Annotated in this window: 20 protein-coding genes; 1 reads left to right on the top strand and 19 read right to left on the bottom strand. The window is 36.8% G+C overall.

The window, feature by feature from the left end:
• From D2U88_RS00590 to D2U88_RS00560, 7 genes are all read right to left on the bottom strand, one after another.
• Positions 1–1,032, bottom strand: coding sequence for a GNAT family N-acetyltransferase (locus D2U88_RS00590; protein ID WP_119638360.1), 1,032 nt, complete (start codon positions 1,030–1,032; stop codon positions 1–3).
• A 17-nt stretch (positions 1,033–1,049) separates the two neighbouring features.
• Positions 1,050–3,677 carry a GNAT family N-acetyltransferase gene (locus D2U88_RS00585; RefSeq protein ID WP_119638359.1) on the bottom strand — a complete coding sequence of 876 codons (2,628 nt, stop codon included), beginning with the start codon at positions 3,675–3,677 and terminating at the stop codon, positions 1,050–1,052.
• Positions 3,674–4,339: an acetyltransferase gene (locus tag D2U88_RS00580; protein WP_182859069.1), complete on the bottom strand. Its 666-nt coding sequence runs from the start codon at positions 4,337–4,339 to the stop codon at positions 3,674–3,676. Before D2U88_RS00580 ends, D2U88_RS00585 begins: the two co-directional genes overlap by 4 nt.
• A gap of 19 nt (positions 4,340–4,358) precedes the next feature.
• Complete coding sequence (locus tag D2U88_RS00575) at positions 4,359–4,997, bottom strand: acetyltransferase (RefSeq protein WP_119638358.1); 639 nt, start codon at positions 4,995–4,997, stop codon at positions 4,359–4,361.
• A gap of 40 nt (positions 4,998–5,037) precedes the next feature.
• A complete protein-coding gene (locus tag D2U88_RS00570) occupies positions 5,038–5,655 on the bottom strand; it encodes a sugar transferase (RefSeq protein ID WP_119638357.1) in 618 nt (205 codons plus the stop codon).
• Positions 5,656–5,809: 154 nt separating this feature from the next.
• Positions 5,810–6,898: a hypothetical protein gene (locus D2U88_RS00565; protein WP_119638356.1), complete on the bottom strand. Its 1,089-nt coding sequence runs from the start codon at positions 6,896–6,898 to the stop codon at positions 5,810–5,812.
• A gap of 139 nt (positions 6,899–7,037) precedes the next feature.
• The gene (locus D2U88_RS00560) at positions 7,038–8,201 is read right to left on the bottom strand and encodes a glycosyltransferase family 4 protein (RefSeq protein ID WP_119638355.1); all 1,164 of its coding nucleotides are present in this window, start codon (positions 8,199–8,201) and stop codon (positions 7,038–7,040) included.
• A gap of 358 nt (positions 8,202–8,559) precedes the next feature.
• Between D2U88_RS00560 and D2U88_RS00555 the strand changes: the two genes are divergently transcribed.
• Positions 8,560–10,527: a right-handed parallel beta-helix repeat-containing protein gene (locus tag D2U88_RS00555; RefSeq protein ID WP_119638354.1), complete on the top strand. Its 1,968-nt coding sequence runs from the start codon at positions 8,560–8,562 to the stop codon at positions 10,525–10,527.
• A gap of 160 nt (positions 10,528–10,687) precedes the next feature.
• Here the strand turns inward: D2U88_RS00555 and asnB are convergent, their stop codons facing one another.
• The 12 genes from asnB to D2U88_RS00495 are packed head-to-tail and all read right to left on the bottom strand — an operon-like array spanning position 10,688 to position 24,342.
• Positions 10,688–12,592 carry an asparagine synthase (glutamine-hydrolyzing) gene (gene asnB, locus D2U88_RS00550; RefSeq protein WP_119638353.1) on the bottom strand — a complete coding sequence of 635 codons (1,905 nt, stop codon included), beginning with the start codon at positions 12,590–12,592 and terminating at the stop codon, positions 10,688–10,690.
• Positions 12,593–12,600: 8 nt separating this feature from the next.
• On the bottom strand, positions 12,601–13,614 hold the full coding sequence (locus D2U88_RS00545) for a polysaccharide deacetylase family protein (RefSeq protein ID WP_119638352.1): 1,014 nt from the start codon (positions 13,612–13,614) through the stop codon (positions 12,601–12,603).
• 9 nt (positions 13,615–13,623) lie between these two features.
• Entirely contained in the window at positions 13,624–14,391 is a 768-nt protein-coding gene (locus D2U88_RS00540; RefSeq protein ID WP_119638351.1) for a formyl transferase, read from the bottom strand.
• Between the two features lie 15 nt (positions 14,392–14,406).
• Entirely contained in the window at positions 14,407–15,516 is a 1,110-nt protein-coding gene (locus tag D2U88_RS00535; RefSeq protein ID WP_119638350.1) for an EpsG family protein, read from the bottom strand.
• Entirely contained in the window at positions 15,516–16,427 is a 912-nt protein-coding gene (locus D2U88_RS00530) for a glycosyltransferase family 2 protein (protein WP_119638349.1), read from the bottom strand. The genes D2U88_RS00535 and D2U88_RS00530 overlap by 1 nt, the downstream gene beginning before the upstream one ends.
• Entirely contained in the window at positions 16,420–17,550 is a 1,131-nt protein-coding gene (locus D2U88_RS00525) for a glycosyltransferase family 1 protein (protein ID WP_119638348.1), read from the bottom strand. The genes D2U88_RS00530 and D2U88_RS00525 overlap by 8 nt, the downstream gene beginning before the upstream one ends.
• Positions 17,547–18,482, bottom strand: a complete 936-nt coding sequence (locus D2U88_RS00520) for an ATP-grasp fold amidoligase family protein (protein WP_119638347.1) — start codon at positions 18,480–18,482, stop codon at positions 17,547–17,549. The genes D2U88_RS00525 and D2U88_RS00520 overlap by 4 nt, the downstream gene beginning before the upstream one ends.
• Positions 18,483–18,487: 5 nt before the next feature.
• Entirely contained in the window at positions 18,488–19,459 is a 972-nt protein-coding gene (locus D2U88_RS00515; RefSeq protein WP_119638346.1) for a glycosyltransferase family 2 protein, read from the bottom strand.
• On the bottom strand, positions 19,456–20,526 hold the full coding sequence (locus D2U88_RS00510) for a polysaccharide pyruvyl transferase family protein (RefSeq protein ID WP_119638345.1): 1,071 nt from the start codon (positions 20,524–20,526) through the stop codon (positions 19,456–19,458). Before D2U88_RS00510 ends, D2U88_RS00515 begins: the two co-directional genes overlap by 4 nt.
• On the bottom strand, positions 20,523–21,536 hold the full coding sequence (locus D2U88_RS00505) for a glycosyltransferase family 2 protein (protein WP_119638344.1): 1,014 nt from the start codon (positions 21,534–21,536) through the stop codon (positions 20,523–20,525). Before D2U88_RS00505 ends, D2U88_RS00510 begins: the two co-directional genes overlap by 4 nt.
• The gene (locus D2U88_RS00500) at positions 21,533–23,065 is read right to left on the bottom strand and encodes an oligosaccharide flippase family protein (protein WP_119638343.1); all 1,533 of its coding nucleotides are present in this window, start codon (positions 23,063–23,065) and stop codon (positions 21,533–21,535) included. Before D2U88_RS00500 ends, D2U88_RS00505 begins: the two co-directional genes overlap by 4 nt.
• A complete protein-coding gene (locus D2U88_RS00495; RefSeq protein ID WP_119638342.1) occupies positions 23,062–24,342 on the bottom strand; it encodes a nucleotide sugar dehydrogenase in 1,281 nt (426 codons plus the stop codon). Before D2U88_RS00495 ends, D2U88_RS00500 begins: the two co-directional genes overlap by 4 nt.
• Position 24,343: the final 1 nt, after the last annotated feature.

The raw sequence follows: 24,343 nt of genomic DNA, 5'->3' as shown, positions 1-24,343 counted from the left end.
TTAGGATTTATTTAAACTACTCCTATATTTAGGAAAGTAATTTGGCTTATCCAAATCCTGAATAGGTGGATACTCCCTGCAAAGCTGATGATAGACTTCACTGTTGGCTATAAATTTCCAGACCTTAAAAGGTGTCCTGTTTTTGGAAAAGGATGCCTTGAATTCGAATAGAGTGTCATTTTTACTACCGACCCCACCACCTAGATTAAAGAATTTTGAGTTTTCGGCGATGCCTTTCTTCCTCACATGGTCAATAATGGTACGCACAGGTGAAAGGTGCCTGTATTTGTCCAAAGTTCCAGACAGATGGTATTGGATGATTTGGTTGGTGCGTACTATAAAGGCCGCAGAAATCTCTTTTCCATTATCTTTTGTGGCAAAAACGAAATAGGCATCACAACTTTTGCTGTTCAACAAATCCATGAAATACTCGAGATTGAAGTAGTACTGGGAATCTGCTTGGATCCGATCCATACTTCGGTAGTATATCTTAATGAACTTACGGGCATCTTCCTCGGATTTGCCTTCACGAATATCAAAAAGGTTCTCATTGCGTTTAATGTACCTTTTTGTAGTTTTTGAATAGTCTTTAAAGTGAGTTTGTGGCCGTTCAAGGTCAAAAAAGACAATATCGCCAAGCTTTTCAATTTCTCCAAAGATAGAGAGCAGTTCCATCTGATGTTCCACAAAAGGGTTAATACTGGAAAACACACTGACAATCTTGTTCTCGGTAAAGTAGGAGAGCATCCGTGTTTTCCACTCCACAAAGTTAAAATCCTCGTTCAGTTGGGAAACCAAAGGACCAGCATAGCCGTACACCGAGGCGGCATCAAAATAGCCACTTCCATTTATAGGTCGTACAAGTAGGGGAAGGGCAATGGTAGCACCACTTGCCTTATAAACCAAGAGCTTGGCAGCTTCTTTTTCTTTAAGGCAGGCCTGGTGGTAATCGTATGAGTGATAAAAATCGGATTTATCGAAACTATCGACCACATGGTCCCATTCTTTTTTTTTGGTTACTACCTTCAACATGAACTCATGGTTTCAATCTATACAACTGTTTTTCGATACACTGGAAAATAGGAAACTTCTTCCAATCCTTCGAATGGAAGGCCGGCCAATGCACTTAATTGGTTATATTTTTCTAGGTTGATTATTTTTCGACCTGTATAAAAAATTCGATCTGTGGAATTGGGAAAAAGTGATTTCTTGAATTTATATAATCCATCCCCATTATTGATACCACCTCCCAATATATAGTGGCTTTTTCCTTTTTCAATGCACCATCGGATTACTTCTACCCGTAAAAAATCATTGGGTCTATGGTCGAAATAATCTGCTAGGGTACCTCCAAGATAGGCAAACATTGAATCCTCTAAATGGATGATTAGTTCAGTGGATACTGCTACTTCGCCTTTGTATACAAGGGCAATACTGAAACTTTCCTTATGGGAGAGTACCAAATTCTCGAAGTGCTCCAATGAAAAATAGAGTGATTTGGAAGCGCCATTTCGTTTCATGGTGCTCACATAGATGTCATAAAAAGTGGCAACATGATTGCGATCGATCTCCCCGTGCTCATAAAACTTTATGGTTAAATCAGCCTTGGCCGCTTTACGGTAATTGTTCCTGACCTTGGGCAGAAAGGAGTCCCACTGTTCTTCAAAAGAAGTCATGAGTTTACCAAAAACGTTGTCAAGTGTAGGTACACAATATCCAGAATAGCCCTCGTGGTTTCCGTTCAGGTGAAATCTAACAAATTCTGAGACCACGTTATTTTTTTTATACCATTCATCTATTGCTTCCCAGAAGCTTCCTATGATTCCTGATGTTGTTTCATTTCGGTATAGAGGTCCACTATATCCATAAGGGGAGATGATGTCAAAAAGAGGTTCTTTGGTCAATTCTATTTGTCGCATTACCATGGGCATGATCACAGTCGATTTTGACCCAACCTTGAAGTTAAAGGCCAGGAGCTTGTTTTCCTCCGATTTATGATGTGATAGGTGTTCGTAAACGTAATATGGGTTGTTGTCCCACTCGGATTTGATCAAACTCTTATAGGCATTTATGCCTTCACTATCCTCAAGATCAATTATTTCCAGTTGAAAATTATTTTCTTTAGAGGTTTGTATAGTATTAAAAAGAATATCTGACAGTGTTTCCGACAGTGAGATAATTCTCCCACAATGTTCCACATGCCAAACGGCTTTGTCTTCCAACACGTTTCCCGCCAGAAGGGGACCCATTATATGAAGATTTTCCGCTGCTTCAAAGGACTCGTTTACCTTGATTCCAATTCCTGATTTGTTCGCCTGGATTATTCCTTTGATCAGTAGGTTGCGAAGTATTTTTGGTGTTTTTGGATGGGATAGTTTCATTCCCCCAATACAGTTTATGACAAGATTTACGGATTGCTCGATCTTCTGTTTTTTTCCGTGCTTGTCGGAATAAATGAGTTCATACCCCGTGCTTGTTGGTTGAAGGTCGGCAAACCGCCCCGCGATATGTACGAACCGATCTTCATCCCCCAGCAGTTTTGCTATATTTGAATAATGTTCGCCGGCACATCTTTGCCTTCTGCCGATTTCATTACCATGGAGACAAGCAAATTTTTCCAATTCGTCGTAATCAAGTTTGTTTAACAATGAGCCAAACTTTTGGGAAATGATACCAACTGTGCTTGCAGCTCCAAGTTGAATATTCTCTGCCAGGTCCAAGTCTTTATAGACCGCTTCAGCAATGTCTGATGCTTGGATGGATTCTTTCTTTTCCAAGTGGTCTAAATTGGTGGTTTCGTATTCCAACAATTTTGATTCGTCTATTTTGGAATCGGGCAGCAATCCTTGGGAGGACAACATAAAGAAATTATGAATGTTTTTTTTAATTTCTGGATGGTCATTAAGCTGATATAACATTTCAAGCCCACTTGCATTGGCACCTATAATGGCTATGTTTAATTGCTGGACTAGAGATTGTTCATCCACAAAGTTTCCAATATCTTGTAGTGTTTCTGATAGATTGGGTTTGTATGGATCGTTGATCAATAAAAAATGTTCCTTGTTGACCCGTGCTTTATTTTTCCATAAATAATTGGTTGGAAGCGACCCAATGGCCAATATCACCTTTGAAGCAACTATTGGAGATTGCTTCTTAAAGGATACTTCCCATAATCCATTTTTTTGGACCATATCGGTGGCCTTATCGTGTATATAGGATACCTTAAGCTGGTTTTCTTTTTCGAGGTATCTTGTCAAAGATTTGATTTTATTATCGATGTAGTATCCAAAAAATCGCCGTGGGATGAACAGGTCTCCCCACTGATTATGTTCGAGGGCGTCTTTATGTTTCTGAATCCATTCAAGCGACAGCGGACCACCTTCTTCCAAAAATTCCTTTAATAACCAATCTTTATTCTCATTAAGCCATGGAATAAACTCAGAAAGTTCGGGCTCTGGCAAAAAGTTCTTTAAGGAGGTGATCAATAGGGTAGTGCTCCCAGATCTTTCCCCATAGGGGATACCAGTATGAAATGTCGGATATTTTTCTATGATGGCAATGTGGTAAATGGAGGAATCATTCTTTGTGTCCAATTTGTTGAGAAAATGGAGCAAGGTATAGGTCGAAGAAATACCGGAACCGATAAATGCTAGGTCAAAGGAAATAGATTTGCTCATTTTTGAAATGGTTTTTGGTATTTGATTATTTTGCCAGGGTTACCTACCACAACGGCATAATCCGGAACATCTTTTATAATCACGGTTCCTGCACCTATGATACACCATTTGCCGATTTTTATTTTTGGGATAATCACAGCGCCTGCTCCTACAAAAGAACCCTCTCCAACTTCGACATGACCAGTGAGGGCCGCTTTTGGTGAAATATGGGCAAAATTTCCAATGACATTGTCGTGATCGACACTGGCTGATGTGTTGATAATGACATGTTCACCAATACGGGTATTGGGCTGTATTACTGCGCCTGCGTAAATGACCGTTCCAGTCCCTATTATTGCTTCTTTGCTTACTATGGCTGATGGATGCACTATGGTTTCAAAGCGCGATTTCAATTTTTGAGCCAATAGGGCCCTGGTTCTATTATCACCGATGGCGATAATGAAGGCATCTCCTTCATGAGGGAAATCAGGGTTTATCATAAGGCCCGGTCGGATTGTTCCCGATTCCCAGTAGTTGGTATTAAAGGGGTGATCGTCAAAGACTTCTACGATATCATAGCCAATGTTATCCGCAACATCTTTAATTACTTGCGAATGTCCTCCAGCACCATATAGACGGATTCTTTTATTTTGCACATCCAATTTGTTAATGCTACTAACCATGATATTGATATCCTAGTGTTTACAGATGAAAGGGGTTGCCAATCTTGATAATTCTCCCTGGATTACCCACTACAGTTGCATAATCAGGAATGTCCCTGATCACTACTGTTCCTGCGCCGATGGTACACCATTTGCCTATTTTTATTTTGGGTATAACAACAGCACCGACACCTACATGGGAACCCTCGCCAACCTCAACATGGCCACAAAGTGCGGCCTTGGGCGAAATATGGGCATAATCTCCAATGATGTTGTCGTGATCTATACTTGCCGCAGTATTTATGATGACATGTTCGCCAACTTTGGTGTTGGGCTGTATTATGGCCCCGGCGAATACTACAGTCCCCACACCTACTTCTGCATTTTCGGCTATAATTGCAGATGGATGAATGGCTTTTTCAAAATCACTCTTTAAAAATTGGGCTATTTCAGCACGTTGAAAATTATTGCCAACGGCAATTATTACCGGATCGCCATCGTGTGGAAAGGAATCCATATCATTTCTCACCCCTCCTTCAATTGTAGAATTGTCATAGGCATTATGGGCAGTTTCTGGCTTATCATCAAAAGTATCTGTGACCAAAATATTTGATAGTTCCAGTACTTTTCGGATGACTTGGGAATGGCCTCCTGCTCCATATATCCTGATTCGTTTCATATAATCTTTTCGGTAAAATTAGGAAGATTGACTCTATTATCTACTGGACAACGGTTTCGTTTCCTTCCCAACGTGGCATGGTTTCATCCGCCCCTTGGTTAACATCTTTCTTTTTAATTACCTTAATGAAGGTCTTATAAAAAATCTCCAGGTCCAATAAGAACGAAATATTGTTCACATACCATACATCCAGTTCAAATTTTTTGTCCCAACTGATGGCATTTCTCCCATTTACTTGTGCCCACCCAGTTATTCCGGGTTTTACGTTATGGCGCTGGCCCTGCTCTTGGTTGTACAAAGGCAGATAATCAACTAATAAAGGTCTGGGACCGATAAGTGCCATGTCCCCTTTTAGTACGTTGATCAATTGCAATAGTTCATCCAATGAATATTTGCGTATAAAGCCGCCAACAGGCGTTATACGTTCCGGACTGTGTGATCCAATAGTGGAGTCAGGCTCCAAATCACGCATGGTCTTGAACTTAATGATTTTGAAAACTTTTCCGTGTTTACCAGGCCGTGGTTGTAAAAAAAATGGTTTTCCCTTGTTAGCGAATAAAAGTAATATAATAAGTACCAATAAAATGGGTGACAGGAATAGCAGCAGGATCAGGGCAATAAAGAAATCAATGAATTGTTTGAAAAAATTCTTGTACATGGTCAGTGTAGTCTTTGATTTAGGGCTTAAATAAGGGTAAGTCTGCAAAACGTGACCTTATTAAGTGTTGAAATTATGACAAGTTGCCGAAATATGATCGAATAATGGTTTAAGGAACCAATATTCTAGATGAATTGAAATAGCACTTGTAAAATTATACAGAGGTATATTGTTGTTTTGCATCATTACGAATAGACCATTCATTTATAGTATGTGCTATGTAATCCATATCCTTATGGTCATATCTAAAATCGATATGGATGTTCAGTAAATATTTGTAACCAGTTTCAATGGTATTTCCAGGCCATAATTCTGATGGATATATTTGATGCGATACCAGATGGGAGCGCAATGCCATAAAATCTTCTCTGTCTTTGAAGATCAGGTCCAAACCAAAAGTAAACTTATCTTTAAAATCCAATACCTTGAAAACTTCAGATTGATGGAGTTTCCCAATCACTGCCTTTAGGTTCTGTTTCTTGTAATATGCATAATCTTTTGTGTAAAAGGCCTTCAAAGTGCCAAGGTGTTCTTGGGTCATTTTAACAAAGTCATATTGGTGGTCAAGGAAATCCTCGGCTTCCCGATACACTTCCAAATAGGCTTTATCCGAAATTTCCGCTTCCATGAACTTTTTCTTAAGGTTCATGGCTTCACCGGCCTGTCCCCATTTTTCATAAATGCTTTTATCAATGGACCCTATATCTTCAAAAAAAGTTTTTCTTGATGCTTTTGGCACCCAAAAAATACCTCCCAATGGTGTAGGAAGGGATTTTCTCAAAGAAGTAAAACAATAGTCAGCATTACTGTTCATGCATTGATTGCTCAACCAACCATGCGAATGATCTTCTATAAAAATGGTTTCTTTATGGTGTCTAGGATAGTCCATGTTGGTAATGCCAAAAAAATTGTTGATGATCACTATATCTTCTGGCCCTACCTCGCTCAGGTCAGGATTACTATCCTCAGTGAAGGGGGAAACCTCATATAATTTAATGTTGGGATAGACATCTTGCAACCATCTTATAACATGATGGCAATAGTAAGCGGGCACCCAAATGTAGCGCACATGTTGTTTGTTGAGTATGTGGTCTATAATGTGGCGCACCGCATGCCGTCCGGTATAAAAGAGCTTGTGGTCTCCTAAAAAGGAAAGACTGTCCAATTCCTTTAGGTTTGAGGGGTTTATTTCATTGAAAAAGGAACCGATACCTTCTGGTTTATCCATCATGGTAGTTTGCATGGTAATATGGTTAGAAAAATTTTTGCGATAATAGACTATACGGGATAACAACGATAAATAAATTAGATAAACCTTTATCCTTCATCGTCCAAAAACATTGGATGGGCAGAAGCTGGGAAAGATATAAGCCCTATACACCTCAATTGTCAATCGGGGTATCTAATTCCTCATATTCCTTCAAAATTTCATTCCAAATAAAAGACCTCTCATAGCGATTTTGGATTAATTTCCTATAGGTTGATTTAGCTCCCAATAAAAGCTCTTGATTGGCCAAAACATATTTCATGGCCCTGTAGATTGCTTCTGGGTCTTTGGTTGGGATGATGGTCCCATTTACACCTTCTTGTATTATTTCATTACAACCGTTGATGTTGCTCACGATGCTGAAAAGTCCCATGGCTCCAGATTGCATAACCACATTGGGAAAACCTTCCCTGTAGCTAGGAAAAGCCAAGCAATGGCTAATGGAAAAATAGGGGCGTACATCGTCTGCCCAGCCAGCTGCAATGACTTTTTCCGAGGTGGCTATAAATTCATCGGTTTCAGGCAAAAGGGGGTCCAGTTCCTTTTCATGGCTACCGACCAACAATAGCTGCACCTTATCGTGCTCCTTAAGGATCTTCTTAAAGGCACTTATCAGCTCATTGACACCTTTATCACCTACCAACCGACCTACATATACAAACACAAAGTCATCATTGGCCAATCTTAACTTGTTGCGAAGCTCACTCTTTGTGTTTTCAGAAAACAATTCCGGGTTAAAATATGTAGTGTCTATGCCATTGGAACTCCCATGACCGATGACCTTTAATTTTTCCTTACGTGTAAATTTATGGTCCAAAACGATTTGCTGTAGCCCTACAGAGTTTGGATAAACTTTGGTAGCACAGGCATAGGTTATTTTTTCAACCGTGTTCAACAATTTTCTTTTAAGTCCAGTGGCCTCTACCAAAGGTAATCCTGCAATGGTATGTAGACGATGCGGCACACCTGCCAGTTTTGCAGCCATCATGCCTATGGTGCCGGCCTTTGGGGTATGGGAATGCACAATGAACGGTTTTTCCTTTCTTAGAATACGCCATAAGTGTGCAAGGGCAACGAGGTCTTTTATAGGAGTGATTTTTCGGGTGAGTTCAACGGGAATTACACGCATTCCTTCTTGCTGTCCTACTTTTTTAAGTTTATTGGGGTCTGAGGATATGCCTATGACCTCGTAAAATTGGCCCATAAACCTAGACTGTCCCTGTAGTAATCCGCTCAATGAAATTGGTACGGTGGTAATTCTGACTAATTTTTTTTTCATGTGTTGGTCAATCAATCTGAAAAGTGGTCTTTTTTTCAAATTTTCTGGAAGTAGGGGGAGTTCTTTTTTCCATGCTGTAAAGTTAGTTCCTTACACCAGCTAAATGATAAATAAATGTAAAATTTTAGATTTATGTGAATAAAAATAGGATGAAATGTAACTATCTTTCCACTCGGTAAGATTCTGGAAATCTGCTAATAAAAATGCATTTCATCGATTTTTTTGTTAAAACCAACAATCTGGGAATCCAAATTTATGACACCGTTCGTACAAGGATGTGTATTTCATCGAAAAAAAGACGCTTTTTGTCGTTTTTTGAGTTAAAAAAAACAAATTTGTTATTAATAAAAATTGTGTGATGCAGACAAACACCCCAAAATTGCTTTTATTTACTACCCTTTTTTTGCTATTTACCCAGACAGCCCTTATATCCTGTTCTAAAGACGAAGCCTTTATCGACCTTGTTGGGCTTGAAGACCCCAATGCAACAGATTCAGAAAATATCGATAATCAAGATTCCAATGATGAAGGCAATGGGAACCCAGTTTCTGAGGATGCCCAAGATGACACTCCCTCTTTTGATTCTTCCGAAGGTTTAAAAATAAATTCTACACCTTGTGGCCATGGCTTGGAAGTTTTGGTGGCGAATGAATCATTTAACATAAGTTGCCAGATAGACCTTAATGGAGGTGTTGTGGATTTGCCTAATAACGTAACATTGGATTTTGATGGAGGAGAAATAATCAATGGAACTTTAAATTTCCATGGTGGGTATATTTCTGGAAATTTGTTGAATCATACACTATCCATTGAAGGAGATACTGAACTCATAGAAGATTCTTTTCTTTTCTATCCGCAGAGATGGGATATAACTCAAGGAGAGACTACAGACGAAAAGGCCCGTATCAATAGGGATAATTTAAGAAGGGCCATGACTTTAGTCAAATCTTTAGGAGTCAATTCTTTTGAGATTGATGAAATGGATGCATATTTTAATGTGCATATAGCGATATCCAATCCGAAAATGCTTGCAGAAGAATCCATACTTATTCCTGAGAACTTTACTTTAAAAATGTCAGATAAGACACATCTAAGGGTCCAACCTAACGGTTCGCCCGGATATACTTTGATGGCTATATATAAAAGTAGTAATATACATATCATAGGAGGCAATCTCTACGGAGATCGTTGGAAACACGATTATTCCCCCGTTAACGATATAAAGGGAAGACCTGCGGATAGTCATGACTGGGGGCACGTAATGAGTGTTAGTGGAGGAAAAAATATCTTGATAGAGAACATCACTCTTTCGAACTCGACAGGAGACTGCTTTGGAGTCCATGGGGCCAATATAAGAAGTGCTGATGGGGTTCATGGCGACATAAACAATATGTCAGAAAATGTTACCCTTAGAAATGCTACCATTAAAGAAGCGAGAAGAAATGGAATGAGTTTATTGGATGGTGAAGATATATTGATCGAGAATTGTAATATAATGGATACTGGTCAAGGAGACAATCCACCAGGTGTGGAATATTCTTCTGCAGGGACATTGCCAAAATATGGGGTTAGTTTCGAGGCTTATAGGGAGAGAACCTCAACTGGTGAATTACTCGAATATAACCGCATTGAGCATGTTGTTTTAAGAGGAAATACGTTCCACGGAAATGCTCAGGGAGATGTTGTATTGTTTACTTGTTCAAATGTTACTTTAGAGGGTAATCATTTTGATAGTAGGGTAGCAAATATCGCATCTAATACCATTACGATTGTTGATAATACTTTCCAAGCAAGAAAGAATGAGGATAATACACCATACAACTATGCCATATTATTGCAGTCCAAGACAAATGAATGGGATGGGGAGCTAAATTATAATTATAACATATTTAATAACACGATCAAAGGATATGGAAATGCCATGATATTGGCAGGGAAGGATTATACAATTAGTGGTAATACACTCATTGACAACAAGAACAATATTGGAATAGGAGATTTGGATGGTGCAGAGTTTTCAGGTAATAAAATATCAAGCAATATTGAATATGCTACAGGTTATTTTACCCGTGGAAGCATTCCAAAAAATGTTTCGATTCAAAACGAAGAAATAAACATTTCTTACAGGGCAATAAATTTGAGACAGGTAGAGGCAACAAGTTCAGACCCACTTATTTTCAAAAATTGCAAATTTATAAATAATGGCGGAAAGAATAATTTTATAGAGAACTGTAATAATATTACCATTACTAATAATATTATAAATACAGATTTTGATATTTATAGTTCAAACAATATTATTATAACAAACAACAGTTCTAATTAACAATCTCGTTAAGAGTATTTTATAATAAAAAGGCAGAATGAAAAATTTCTGCCTTTTTTATTTCTTAAACACCAAAATATCTACAAAAATAGATTAGAAAAATCGAAAAACCCACGTCTCCAATCCATTACTTGATTTAAGCTCTTGATTAAGGACCATTTTATGAATGATTTGTATAATACCATTTTTGGAAACAATAATAGGTCCAGACTTGAAAAGAGGAATCTTCTTTTCCGTTCAAGTGGTTTTCGACTAATAATTGCACGTTATTAAAATTAAAAATACCTTGGGTTTCTATTTTCGATTTATCTAAATAACCCATAAGTTCTTTTTTCAGAGAGGTCTTAAGCCAGTCCCCGACAGGTGCTCCAAAACCGCTTTTACTTTTATTGAGAAAATCTGTGGGGAACTGATCTTTAAAGGCTTCTTTTAATATGAATTTTTTATTCCATCCATTAAGCAAGTATTTTTCAGGTAGTTGCATCGTATATTTCCAGATACTCTTGTTTAGGAAAGGAGCTCTGCATTCTAGAGAATTCAGCATACTGGTGCGATCAACTTTGACCAACATGTCTCCTTCCAGGCTTATCAACTGATCTATTACCCTATAATCAGTTAGGTTTTTAGGGTTTTTTATCTGACTTTTTTCTTTATAATATTCAAAAATTGATGTTTGATACCAAGTTGGAGAAAGAATGGACGTAATTTTTTCCTTAGAAAAACCAAGGGAGATAATGTCCCAATAAAACTGATTATCGTAGTCGAAAGAGTCCAACATTCTCCTCATTTTAAAACGAATGCCACGTTTATCACTCGAAGTTTTTAGCATTGGACTGCCAATTAACCTAATGGTGTTATGGAGACTTTTAGGGATGATCGTGGTGTATCTTTGGTTTAGTTTACCAATGTAATACTTGTTATATCCTCCAAAAACTTCATCGCCTCCATCACCGGTCAGGGCAACTTTGACATAATTCTTTGTCTTGTTTGAGACAAGATGTGAGGGTAGTGCTGAGGAATCTGCAAATGGTTCATCAAAATTCACAAGAATATTGTGAACATCCTCTTCTAGATCTTTCTCGTCAATGATAAATTCATGATGATTACTTTTGATGAGATTGGCTACTATTTTTGATTTATCAGTTTCATCGAATGCCTTGTTTTTAAATCCTATGGAAAAAGTTTCAATAGGGCTAGGGTTATTTTTGGCTAAACATAACGAAACGATTGAAGAATCAACTCCCCCTGATAGAAAAGTACCTATTGGGACATCAGCAATGGACCTACTAACCACACTTTCTTCAACAAGGCTTCTTATGGAAGCCTGGGCTTCTTCGAGTGAAATGTCTTTTTTTACATTTCTATCTGCAAAAACTAAATCATCTATTTGATATGTATTGATTTTCCTATCATCTAGGTCATAACATAGATAAGTGTTTGGTTCTAGTTTGTGGACATTTTCATAAATGGTATACGGGGCTGGGATATAGGTAAGCCTAAAAAATAGGTTTAATCCAATTCTTGAAATTGGATACTTTTCTTTTGAAACATTCAAAATGGATTTTAATTCAGAACACCATATTAATCCATCTGGAGTCTCTGTATAATATAGAGGTTTTTCCCCAAAAAAATCCCTGGCTATAAATAGTTTTCCTCGTCCTAGATCACAGATACTGAAGGCGAACATTCCATCTAGCTTTTTAAATCCAGAAGTTCCCTGCTGCTCATATAATTTTAAAATAACCTCGGTATCACTGGTTGTTTTGAATGTCACACCCGAATCGGAAAGTTCTTTTTTAATCTCTCTATAGTTATAAATTTCCCCATTGAAAACAATACTTATTTTATTGTCATGAGAGTACATGGGCTGCTTACCACTGGAAAGATCGATGATTGAAAGGCGTCTCATGCCCATTGCCACAGAAACTGAATCGGTATCGCTGATAAAAACCCCATCATCATCCGGACCACGATGAATGATGAGATCATTCATTAAATTGATATCATTTAAAAGTTCTTTTGTTTGAGCTTTGCCATATCTTACAATTCCATTGATACCACACATATTGCTTGTTATTTAGTTTTGTTCTTTTTAATTGGATTTGCTTTCACTTGATCAGCTAGTGAACCCATGGTCATGTTTGAAAAGTCATATTGCCCGTTTAATTTTTTGTAGTGTAAAAAAATTGATTCTAGATTAAGAAGATTTTTATCCAGATTGGCTCCAAAATTGTGTGGGTGCCACCATAAATGAAATACTTGATTCCTCTTTGCGGCAATCGACATCGCCTTTTTAATTCTTCTTAATTTGAGTGGTTCCAAAAAGCGTAAAAGAGGAGTATATGGTCTCAAAAACCTTGAAGAGGGTATATTCACCAATCCATCATCGTTCTTTGATTGTATGTCTCCCAAGCTATATGTGTGATATCCATACAGGTTTATATAACTATCTAATAGGCGAAGTCCTTTATTTATAAATTCTGGACGCTTATTTGTAGTGCCATAATAATCATAAATTTTAACTCTCTCATTTCCTCTGTATGAACCAATACCATGTTTTTTACAAACTTCAAGGTATTCAGGATTCACTTGATTTCGAGGAAAGACAATACTTTTCAGTTGAATATCATTATGTTTGGCAATATCTATTGCAGATAATAAATCAGACTCAAAGGTTGTTATGTCTTGTCCCGATTCCAGGCAGTAATAATGAGAAAAGGTATGTGTCCCTATTTCATGTTGGGCATTATCCCGTATTTCAATCAAAATTTTTCTGGCATAGTGATAAGGATCTAAATTTTCATCCAATCCTAGGTTGACGTTATTGTACGGATTTAATTTGGGGTTTTTATAATATGGTTTATTTTCTGGAGAAAATGATTGCAGTTCCTGAAGGTTTTCAGCAAATAAAAAGCCAACAGTGGCATATGTCATTTTGATGTCATATTGCCCACATAGTTCATTCATACCCTGAATGGCCTTACGGGTATTCGTAAGATTAACTTCATATTGTTCTGTTGACATTAGGTCGAATACTCCCCAATGCAATTCGAAATCCAGTGAAATGACAAAGGCTCCGTTCTTCATTTATTAGGTTTATTTAATCCCTTTTACAAATCTATAGTAAAGGTATTGCCAAATGGTAGGATGGTAATAAAGCTTACTCGGCAAATTATTGTTTATAGTATTTACTTTTCCTTCTTTAATATAATTGATGGATTCTTTTAGGCATTCAACACCTTTAATGGCTTGCAATATGGGATAGGTGGAATAATTGTCGCTTCGGGTTGGTTCTATTGTTTTTTGAGATAGTACCCCTCCGGTATCAATACCAGGATCGATTAAATGTACGGTAACCCCACAATTTTCTTTATCATTATTGCATAATGCCCAATAACCTCCGTGTACTCCTCTATATTTTGGCGTGATACCGACGTGCATATTTATAATGGGGACTCTAATTGAATCAATAATTTTTTTACTGATTAAACGAGTTCCACAAACGACAATGAGGTCTGGTTGAAATTTGTTGACTATGTCAATGGTTTCAGATGAATTAATACTGTCTGGGAAGTGGATTTTGGAGCTTTTGAAAATCGAACTTTGGGTGAAAGGAGCCAAAAGTTTTTTTCTACGATTCCTACTTTCCCAATTAAGAATGGGTACAACTCCTTTCATGAACAACAATTGAGAAAAGACTTTTGCCATTCCCAATCTCTTGATCCGTCGTTTAATCATTGTCTTCTTGGGGACGGGACTATCAATTATGACAGCCTGAACAGCATAGTTTTTTTCTAGGAAGTCGTAGACGATTTCACATAAATCTCCTCCTCCAGTAAACATTATTATATTGAATTTGTCCATTTTTTTTAAAAAATTTTATGGGAACAATATGACATAATTAAGTATGAATAGACCAGCAGCGCCCAAAGTTGCGTAATACAGATGCTTTTTGGGAGAAAGGTTCCGTATGGTTGTAAAAATGAGAAAAGGAAGGGAAATCCAACTGTATAGCCCAATTCGGTCAGAAAAGGGTATAGAGAAATTCAAATAAAAAATTGCAGATGTAATCATAAAATATTTTATTAGAAAAGTTTCTTCTCTTGACCTATTCTTTAAAAGAAAAAGGGCCACTACCAAAAAGAATGTATTGTAGAGAACAAAATCGGGCCGGAAACCAAGTCGGTAGTTGGTTTCACCTGCAAATGACAACCGTTCAAAATAACCATCGTTTATACTGCTCAAAATAGGTATGGAATGGAAACCGAAACCGGCTATCGACACCCCTATCGTCATTATATAGAAAAAGATATAATATTTTATTGGCGTGTTCTTTGCGATGAGAATCAAAAGAATCGCTGCGATAGGTATTAAACTGGTGCCGTGGGATAAATAACTGATTATGAAAAATATAAACATTTTTTTATATTCTTCTTTGATAGCCTCGTTTAGTGCCAATAAAATAAAGGCAATGGAAATGCCATTTCTGATTATATTGATTTCTAATTGAACAAATGAGAATAAGCTCGCAAAAGTCAGAAAGAGCAGTAAACTACTTCCGTTTTTTCCATAATTGGTAAACCTTCTAATGGCAATATAGAGTGTGGTATTGAACACAATAGCCGTTGCCATGGTGAAAATGGTAAAATTTCTAAATGGAAAAGTAATGAACATAATTACCTCGAAGAGGAAATCTGATTGAAAATATGTGAAGAATTCAATAATGCCAGAGATATTCTGACCTCTTAAAAAAAAGAATTGGTAATAGTTTCCCGTGTCGGTCCCAATGTTTAATCCTCTGGTTCCCGAAAAGAAAATCATTAAGGAAACGAAAACGATCAATAGGTTTCTGTCTTGTCTAAAAAAGGAATCACTGGTTTCGTCCTTACTTCTCAATATCAAAGAACCCAATAATATAAAAGAGCCAAGTATTATTTTAAATAATACCTCATAATCATATTGGGTAAAATGACTGAAGAAATATTTCATTATTTCATTACTTGTAATGCAACTTTACTTTTGACAGCTGTTTCCAATATTTCCTTATACTCTTGGTATGAGTTGGACTCCAGCTTAAACGATCTCCTATCTATAAGACGATCCGTTAAATTGAATAAATTATATATGAAATAAATAAAAAGCTTTACAAGTTTTATGAAAATAAAGATAATAGCTTTCATGGAACCTATAATTTCCCTGTTTTTTACATAAATCTTGATAGAGTTAAAAGCAGCAATCTTATATTTTTGTAATGATGGGGTACTGGCTTCTCTATAAAAAAGCAAGGGTTTTTCAATTTTTGAAAGATGACTTGTTTGAATTGTTCTTATCCAAAGGTCATAATCCTGTGCCCTTTTAAGATTCGGATCATATTTATTTTGTTTAAACCAAACAGTCTTACCTGCAACTGTAGGGTGTACACACCAATATCCATTAACAATATCGTTTAGAGAATAAAAATCTTTGTTTAAACCTTTTCTTAGACCTATAATTCGATTTTGATTGTCAATTGCTATTAGTCCAGAACCTACAAGGTCTACGGTTGGGTTATCAATTAAATAAGCCAGTTGAGTTTTAATCCTTTCAGGATGCATGATATCATCGGCGTCCATCCGAAAATAATACTCACCTAGAGCCAAATCAGAAAGTTGGTTTAACCTGCTGGGTAATCCAAGATTTGTGCCATCACAGTACAATTTTATGCGAGAATCTATATTTTGATACTGTTCTGCTATTTTGGTTGAAGAATCAGAACTACCATCATCTACAAGAATAAGTTCCCAATTGGAATAGGATTGGTTTATTACTGAATTTATTGCATCCTCTAGGTAATTTTCGCAATTGAAAAAAGGAATTCCAATGGAGACCAGAACATTATTGTCAAGTACTTTCTCAGTCATTCTTTAGCTTTTGCATATAGATGTTCTGAAGTTTTATGGCACTATCAGCGGCGTTAAAGTTTTTTTCGCTCATCTTGGCCTTAATGGTATCAAAGGCGAAAGATTTTTTGCCAAATGCTTCATTGAGCTTACTTTCCCAAGTATCGAACCCACAATTAAGATCTAGGAACGTTATCAGATTGAGTCCCATGTCTACTTCCGAAGAAATATTGGTGGAAATGATGCAGGGTAGGCCGCATGCCTGTGCTTCAACCAAAACTACCGGAAATCCCTCTAAGTTAGAAGGCATGAAAAAAATGTCTGAACTATGCATGATTGCAGGAATTTCAGAACTGATCCCATAGAATGTAACATATTGGTCAAGATTTTTGGCAGTCACTTTTGCCTTAAGTTTGTCTTCCAATGGCCCAGTGCCTAAAAACACAAAATGAAAATTGTCTTGCTTTTTCTTTAAGTGTTCAATGAAGTCAATAGTAAATTCAAAGTTTTTTTGATAAGTAAAACGACCTATTTGCAATATGATTTTTTTATCCGAGTCTAGTTTTAATTCTTCGTGCAGTTTTGTCCTTGAACTCGAGTAGCTTTGAAAGCTAGAAATATCAATGGAATTGGGAAAAACTATGACTTTATCGTTCGTCACTTTAGGATAAAGATATTCTCCCGCAGCTTCTCCACAAGCCATGTATATATTAGCAGATTTCAGAATAATATTTCTTGTTAAAGCTCTATATATACCAGGAATAACCCCCTTTTTTCCTTTGGAGATATGGGAATGTGAAACACGTATTTTTTTATCGTACCGCTTTGCCAACCATAGAAAAAAGGCTCCATTTAAATTAATATGGGAATGAACAATTTGGTGTTCATTTAATCCTTTGATGAGTTTAATATAATCCAAGTATCTCCGTACAATTCTTAATACTCGGTTACGAGATTTCGGAGGAATTCTATATATTCTGCCTCCGAGATCTATGATTTCTTGGTCATAATCACAAGGTTCGTCTGTGAAATAGAGAAAGTCAAACTGAAAATCATCACGATTTATATTTCGATACAGATTCATTAGAAGAGTTTCTGCGCCAGCTCTTTTCATTCCACCTGTAATATGTAGTATTCTAATCATACTCTATGCTTTTTTTCAATACCTGCCAGACTTATCCAATCTCCCATTAGTTGATCATAGGGCTCTGGTTCATAATGCAGCAATCCACTTCCAGGATCATAGGTAATTTCCCCAAAATATATTTCATCATTGTTATGATAGAAATCTATTCTGGCAAAAGGGTAATGATGACTGAGTTTTCTAGCTAGGTCAGCCATTTCTGCCAATCTTTTTGGTTTTTCAATTGGGAAAGGGTTGTTGTTTGAGTATTCCTCATACTTGAGAGGTATTTTTTTCCATTCCAAATCAAAAAAGATGACATAGTGCACATTATCCCTTTTGATACTGACATGAATTGCTTTGGGTTCCCCATTGAAGCAGTAAAATTTATAGTCCAATGGTACATTTCCCTGGTTATCCATCAAAAGTTCTTCAATTATGATTTTTGGGACTATGTTTTTATATTGCCATTCCCTGGATTGGTAATAATAATTTTGTTTGAGTAGGTTGCCAAATTTGATGCGTTCTTTTTTCCAATTGACTGTGCTTTTATCCCTTACAATGGTATATGCGGCACTATTGTGATTACATTTAACAATGAACGGATAGTCAGGTAGGTTTTCTGGCTTGAGTTTTTTTACATCACCAAAGACTAGGGGTTGTGGGATGAGATATTTAGCTCCGATTACTTTAGATACGTAGTCCCTAACATTAACTTTATCAGCACATTGGGTTTGTATGTCAAGTCTGTGATATAGTTTTAGCCATTGCAGTTTTTCCTGATATGTACTTGGATGTTCCCAATTTAGTGCACGATGGAATTTTTTTCTATAGGCGTTTTCCATAAACTTCTTATCAGATACAAACCAATACTGTATCTGCATATATAGACGGAAGAACCTACTCAAAATATATGATTTGTCTACTTTCTTTTTATCTAAGATTTTCCCCATGATTCTTATTTGAACAACAATTTATAGGTTCTTGCCAATACCCCATAAACTCTATGGTATAACGGTAAGTTTATAGCCAATAGTTTATCGTAGGGGTAATTAATTTCTGATTTCTTTTCCGCAGTTTTTAGTAATTTCCATAAGGATCTACTGGAATGGGATAATTTAATTCCCGATCTGGCTGCCATTTTGATTGTACCCGCAAAAGATTCTATGCAGGTATATAGGAGAGCGTTTCGATATAGGTTTGAACTGGTTGTTTCTTTATATCGTTTATAATGATTTTCAAGAATAAAAAATCGGTTCTCCACATTTTTGGCTTTTACCTTATTAACTATACTTCCTTCCCGCATCAGATAAAAGTAAAAAGAGTCTGTAAGGGTAATACATCTTTGAGCCACTTCAAGAGCCCTTGGTGTAAACTCCAAATCTTCATAGAGTAGCCCTTCATAAAAGAAGAGATTATTATTACTTAGGAATTCCCTGCTGTAAATGAACTTCCAGATATAGTACAAACCTTGTAGATGGTGTGCAAAAAACTCATCCCCGGCAACAGGCTCATCAATAGGAGCGGGGATGTAAGTTCGTATTATCTCGCCATTATGTACTACTGAGTGCCCAAGCCATAATAAATCCGGGGACTTAATTTTTAGAGTATCAACAATCTGTTTCAGGCAATTGGCAGGTAACCAGTCATCAGAGTCTACAAACCAAACATAATCTCCTTTCGCATGGCTGAGCCCTGTGTTACGCGCACCGCTCAGTCCTTTGTTTTCTTGACTTATAATCTTTAAATCTGTGAATTCTTTTTGTAGTACCTCGCAGATTTCCAAGCTTTTGTCCTTAGTGCCATCATTCACCACGATTACCTCAAATTGAACAGGGGAAAGGTCCTGATTATAAACACTGCGAAGACATTTTTCAATGTATGCCTCCACATTATAAACAGGGACGACTATAGACAGGAAGGGTTTCATAGGTTGGGCTTTGCTTCTTCAAGAAAATCCTGATACTTATTTTTCAAATCTAAATAAGGAGCTGGGCTTTTCACATTCTTTTTTATCTTATCCAGTAGATCCTTTATGGCCATTTCATCAAAGTCCTCTATAAGATAAATGTTTCCTGTGTCAACAATCCATTTGTATGAAGATTTTATCTTATGATTGTTATTGAGGAAAACCAAGGCTGGAGTACCAGTGATATAGCAAAATATCATGCCATGGAGCCTGTCTGTCACAACACATTCAACGGAACTGAAATGTTTCCATATTTTAAATAATTCACTGGTTCGTTGTCTTAATGAAAACCGATCACCACCAATATGAGTATCTCTGAATTCCGTAGTATTAAATGCATTATTGAATAAATCAGCCAGTTTTTGTTCCTGCTCCCTGTTTAATTTCTTTTCCCTATCATCTCTAAGGCAAATCAAGCCTCCCTTTCGTGGGGAATTCTTTTTTTGCTGGAATAAAGTCATGACGATATCTGGAACTTCAAATGATTTATTTTTGGAAAAATGCTCTCTGAAGAAGCTGTAGGATTTCTCTTCTCTTGCTAAGAGCGTTAGATTCGGATGGGCACTATATACCTTTTTGGCTTTTTCCAGCGCTCTTTTTCCTTTTGGATTCACACTGAAATCAACGGTCTGTGGAAAGCATATAATGGGATTCTTTTTAAAGCTTTTGATGACCAATTGCCTGAAGTATTCAATCATAGGATATAAGTCACCCATGTTGCCTCCTCCAACAGTGGTAATAATGTCTCCTGGTTGAATACAGTTTTTTACAGCGGCCACACCTTCCAGAGTGCAACTTATAGGAATCTCGATAACTTGGTATTCCTTAAAATTTTCTTGAAGGAACTTATGCTGGGCATATGTAATGGCAACATCCCCCAGATTTCCATAGTCTGCGGCAAGAAAAATAAATATATGTCTGTCATGTATTCCTGAAACTGAAATGCCAAGATCAGCAAGAGTCTTATTGCGGTTTAAGAACAGTTGAGCTTGTGCTTTCCAAGAAAAGGGAATAAGTCTTTTTATCATTTCATTTGAAATTTTAAGGCATTTTGAAGAATGATTAAAAGTTTTTTCCTGAATAGGAAAACTATAATTTTTTTCTTCAGTGGCAGATAGGTGGAATACTCATAATGCACGGCGCAAAAATTAAATAATACACTTTTTCGAATCATTTTGAGCCAGCCAATTGTTATGCCGTTTTTTGATTGACTTTCATTTTGAAAAAGATAAAATAGGCTGTGCTGCAAATAGTACCGCGCCAAATCTTTATAGTAAGGTTTTGAATTTAGCCCATGACTTTCAAGGATATTTTTTTTGCTGGAAAATTGTAGCTCAATATTTTCAAAAAAATTTTCCCTATAGGGTTTTTGTGTCAATGAATTCTCATTGTAGTAATAATTATACAAAGCATTATTAATGGAATAAATACCATCGGCATTTAAAAAACAACTGAGATTAAAGGTACTGTCAACCCCAACTTTTAAACCATCTGTATGGTAAATGTTATTGTCTATGATGAGATTTCTTTTTATTAGATTAATCGTTGAAAACCACAATAATTCTTTTTTATTTGGAAAATCTTCTTTGAGTAGTGATTTGAAATCCTCTTTTTTAATTAACTTATTTTTTGGAAAAACACTTTGTCTCTTTTCCCGAACTCCTTTCCTTATATAATTGTATGAATAGTTGACAATATCAGCCTTTGTCTCTTTTTGGGTTTTTAGCAATATTTCAATAGTTTCAGGTTCAATGGTATCATCTGCATCAAGAAAAAATATAAACTCTCCTGTGGCCAATCTGATTGCTTTATCCCTAGTTTTGCCTGGCCCGATATTTTTATGTTCAAAATATTTAAACCGTACATCCCCTTTGGTCAAGTTCTCACAGGCCTGTCTTGTGTGATCACTTGAACCATCATTGAACAAGATGACTTCAAGATTGTTATAGGTTTGGTTCTTTATGGAATTCAAGCATTTGTCGAGCTTGTCTCCTACGTTGTACATTGGGATTATGATACTTGTCAAGGTGTGGGTCATAAATTTTCTTTTTTTGTATTTATCCCAATAAATGCCAATACTTTCCTGAACTCTCTTTTTTCAAAATCGGTTGATGTTTTAATGAAAACCATTAAAAAGCCGATTAAATAAATAGAGAGGGTTAAAATAATTCTCTGAATTATTTGTAGGTTCATCAATAACAAAGAAAGAGTGTATATAAGAAGGACCAACATTGAAACAGAGAGATAAATTGGTAGCACTTTTTTAAAATATCTTCCCATATCAAGATCTGCTTTCTTCTTATAATAGAAATTCATGATAATCCTTTCCAGTAGCATAAAAACTACAGTTGTGATAATGAATTGCATCACTCCATAGTACTTCAAGGCAAATATTCCAGCTACCGTTCCCAAAATTGTAAGCAGGAGAAGAAGCTTCCCTCTAAAAGAAATCAGATTTTTACCTTCCAGAACATTATTTGCAAATCCTTGTGTGAGTATTGGGGTCAGCCCTACCATAATGATGAGGACGTAATAATAGGCCTGATCGTATTCTTTGCCAACCCAGAAGTGTATGAAATCTCTACCAAATAGAATAAAACCACCGAATATAAAAAGTAAGATGAACAATAAGATTCGTGATATTTTGATGAACATATTCGTTAATTCTTCAGTGCCACTATTAAGTACCCCCATCTTTGTGGCACGAGGTAAAAAAACCCCGGCAATCGCTCCAGAAAATGCCCCGTAATAGTTCCCAAGCGTTATACCTACTGCATAAATGGCCACTATTGAAGTATTGTAAAAAATACCAATAAGAAATTGACCGAATTGCCATCGTAATTGGTGAACAATTGCGTATACAAAAATCCAGAAAGAAAACCTTAATGTGGTTTTAAAAATCATAGAATCAAATAGATGCATTTTGATCTTCACATTAAGTATTCTCAAGGCAATAAATGCATTCGCGAGGATGAGCATAATATTCATAATGGTGTCTATTATAACAAGACTGATTGAGCCTCCTCCGTAATACAAGATGGTAATCACAAGTATACTTCTTAGCAAATAGCGTACTATAGTGGTTATTTTTGGCAATATGAACTGTTCATAACCGAAACAAATTCCTGTGAATGCCCCTCCTGGTAATGATAATGCCAAATTGAAGATGAGTATCAACATCATGATTTTGGCTTTATTTAATTGGTCAGGGCTCAATGTGTTTTCATAGATAGATTCTAGATTTAGATAAATGATACCACCAATTATTATGACACCAAGAGAGATTATAGAATAAAGAATAAAAACATGGGCCAAAAAATTTTCCTCGCCAAAAACATCTTGTTTGGCTCTATATTTAGCGACGAAACGAACAATAGTATTACTTAACCCAAAGTCTAGTAAGCTTAAGTAGCCCACTACAGCCCCAATCATAGTATAAAGCCCATATTCAGAACTCCCAAGACTTCTAATAATAATTGGGGTTATGACCAACCCAATTACATTCGTAAGAAATATACTTGCGAATGATAGTGCAGCTCCTCCTTTTAATTGGCTTATTTTTCTCAAAGTCTATATGCAAAATCGGTTGAAAGGACTCCCTTTACGTCATAGATTATGCCATTCTCTTTAACAAGAGATTTGAGATCCAAACTATTGTAATCTTTGTGGGCAACAGTTAACACAATGGCATCGAACTTACCATTAGGTTTGTCCGCGACGGTTTCCAGACCGTATTCGTGTACCACTTCTTTAGGGTTGGCCCAAGGATCGTAAATGGTAACTTCAGTTCCATAGTCCATTAGGTTTTTTATTACATCCACAGCACGTGTGTTTCTAACATCAGGACAATTCTCTTTAAAGGTTATCCCCAACACTAAAATTTTGGCTCCTTTTACACGCAGGTCATTTTTGACCATCAATTTTATGATTTCAGATGCCACATATCCTCCCATACTATCGTTCAATCGCCTTCCAGCGAGGATAATCTCGGGATGGTATCCAAACTCTTGGGCGCGTTGGGCCAAATAATAAGGATCCACACCAATACAATGCCCACCAACCAAGCCTGGCTTAAAAGGCAAAAAGTTCCATTTGGTACCAGCCGCTTTTAACACGGCATGGGTGTCGATTTCCATCAGATTGAATATTTTGGCCAACTCGTTCACAAAAGCGATGTTGATATCCCTTTGGGAATTTTCTATCACCTTGGCGGCCTCGGCAACCTTGATGGTGGGGGCCAAGTGCGTTCCGGCCGTAATTACCGAAGCGTAAAGTTCATCAACAGCCCTTCCGATTTCCGGTGTCGACCCTGATGTGACTTTGAGAATTTTTTCTACGGTATGCTCCTTATCACCCGGATTGATACGCTCTGGGGAATATCCAGCGTAAAAATCCTTGTTGAACGTTAGACCACTTACACGTTCAAGTACAGGAATACATTCTTCTTCCGTGGCACCAGGGTAAACGGTGGATTCATAGATGACAACGTCTCCTTTTTTAAGCACTTTCCCAACAGTTTCACTGGCCTTGTACAATGGCGTAAGGTCAGGCCTATTGTTCTTGTCCACCGGGGTAGGTACTGTAACCACATAAATGTTGCAGTTAGAAATATCCTCAAGTTTATGGGAGCAGTACAAGCCTTTGGTTTTTGGTAAAGTATCCACCAAAGCGGATTGCAATATGTCATCTTCCACTTCAAGTGTTGTGTCCTTTCCGGATTGTAGCTCCTTGATGCGGTTTTCGTTGATGTCAAAACCCACAACAGGATATTTTGTGGCGAAAAGACGCGCCAAAGGCAAACCCACATATCCCAGACCTATTATGGCAATTTTAATATTGTTCATG

It is taken from the genome of Flagellimonas aequoris (assembly GCF_003584165.1).
In the GTDB taxonomy this organism is placed as follows: domain Bacteria; phylum Bacteroidota; class Bacteroidia; order Flavobacteriales; family Flavobacteriaceae; genus Flagellimonas; species Flagellimonas aequoris.
Note: the sequence above shows the minus strand (reverse complement) of the source record. Positions and strands in the feature narration are given on the sequence as shown.

Excerpts from the sequence above, each read along its gene's own strand:
- D2U88_RS00560 (WP_119638355.1), bottom strand. The coding sequence starts at position 8,201 with ATGAAAAAAAAATTAGTCAGAATTACCACCGTACCAATTTCATTGAGC.
- D2U88_RS00570 (WP_119638357.1), bottom strand. The coding sequence starts at position 5,655 with ATGTACAAGAATTTTTTCAAACAATTCATTGATTTCTTTATTGCCCTG.
- D2U88_RS00510 (WP_119638345.1), bottom strand. The coding sequence starts at position 20,526 with ATGATAAAAAGACTTATTCCCTTTTCTTGGAAAGCACAAGCTCAACTG.
- D2U88_RS00590 (WP_119638360.1), bottom strand. The coding sequence starts at position 1,032 with ATGTTGAAGGTAGTAACCAAAAAAAAAGAATGGGACCATGTGGTCGAT.
- D2U88_RS00525 (WP_119638348.1), bottom strand. The coding sequence starts at position 17,550 with ATGATTAGAATACTACATATTACAGGTGGAATGAAAAGAGCTGGCGCA.
- asnB (WP_119638353.1), bottom strand. The coding sequence starts at position 12,592 with ATGTGTGGTATCAATGGAATTGTAAGATATGGCAAAGCTCAAACAAAA.
- D2U88_RS00495 (WP_119638342.1), bottom strand. The coding sequence starts at position 24,342 with ATGAACAATATTAAAATTGCCATAATAGGTCTGGGATATGTGGGTTTG.
- D2U88_RS00515 (WP_119638346.1), bottom strand. The coding sequence starts at position 19,459 with ATGAAACCCTTCCTGTCTATAGTCGTCCCTGTTTATAATGTGGAGGCA.
- D2U88_RS00540 (WP_119638351.1), bottom strand. The coding sequence starts at position 14,391 with ATGGACAAATTCAATATAATAATGTTTACTGGAGGAGGAGATTTATGT.
- D2U88_RS00565 (WP_119638356.1), bottom strand. The coding sequence starts at position 6,898 with ATGCAAACTACCATGATGGATAAACCAGAAGGTATCGGTTCCTTTTTC.
- D2U88_RS00555 (WP_119638354.1), top strand. The coding sequence starts at position 8,560 with ATGCAGACAAACACCCCAAAATTGCTTTTATTTACTACCCTTTTTTTG.
- D2U88_RS00545 (WP_119638352.1), bottom strand. The coding sequence starts at position 13,614 with ATGAAGAACGGAGCCTTTGTCATTTCACTGGATTTCGAATTGCATTGG.
- D2U88_RS00535 (WP_119638350.1), bottom strand. The coding sequence starts at position 15,516 with ATGAAATATTTCTTCAGTCATTTTACCCAATATGATTATGAGGTATTA.
- D2U88_RS00585 (WP_119638359.1), bottom strand. The coding sequence starts at position 3,677 with ATGAGCAAATCTATTTCCTTTGACCTAGCATTTATCGGTTCCGGTATT.
- D2U88_RS00530 (WP_119638349.1), bottom strand. The coding sequence starts at position 16,427 with ATGACTGAGAAAGTACTTGACAATAATGTTCTGGTCTCCATTGGAATT.
- D2U88_RS00520 (WP_119638347.1), bottom strand. The coding sequence starts at position 18,482 with ATGGGGAAAATCTTAGATAAAAAGAAAGTAGACAAATCATATATTTTG.
- D2U88_RS00505 (WP_119638344.1), bottom strand. The coding sequence starts at position 21,536 with ATGACCCACACCTTGACAAGTATCATAATCCCAATGTACAACGTAGGA.
- D2U88_RS00580 (WP_182859069.1), bottom strand. The coding sequence starts at position 4,339 with ATGGTTAGTAGCATTAACAAATTGGATGTGCAAAATAAAAGAATCCGT.
- D2U88_RS00575 (WP_119638358.1), bottom strand. The coding sequence starts at position 4,997 with ATGAAACGAATCAGGATATATGGAGCAGGAGGCCATTCCCAAGTCATC.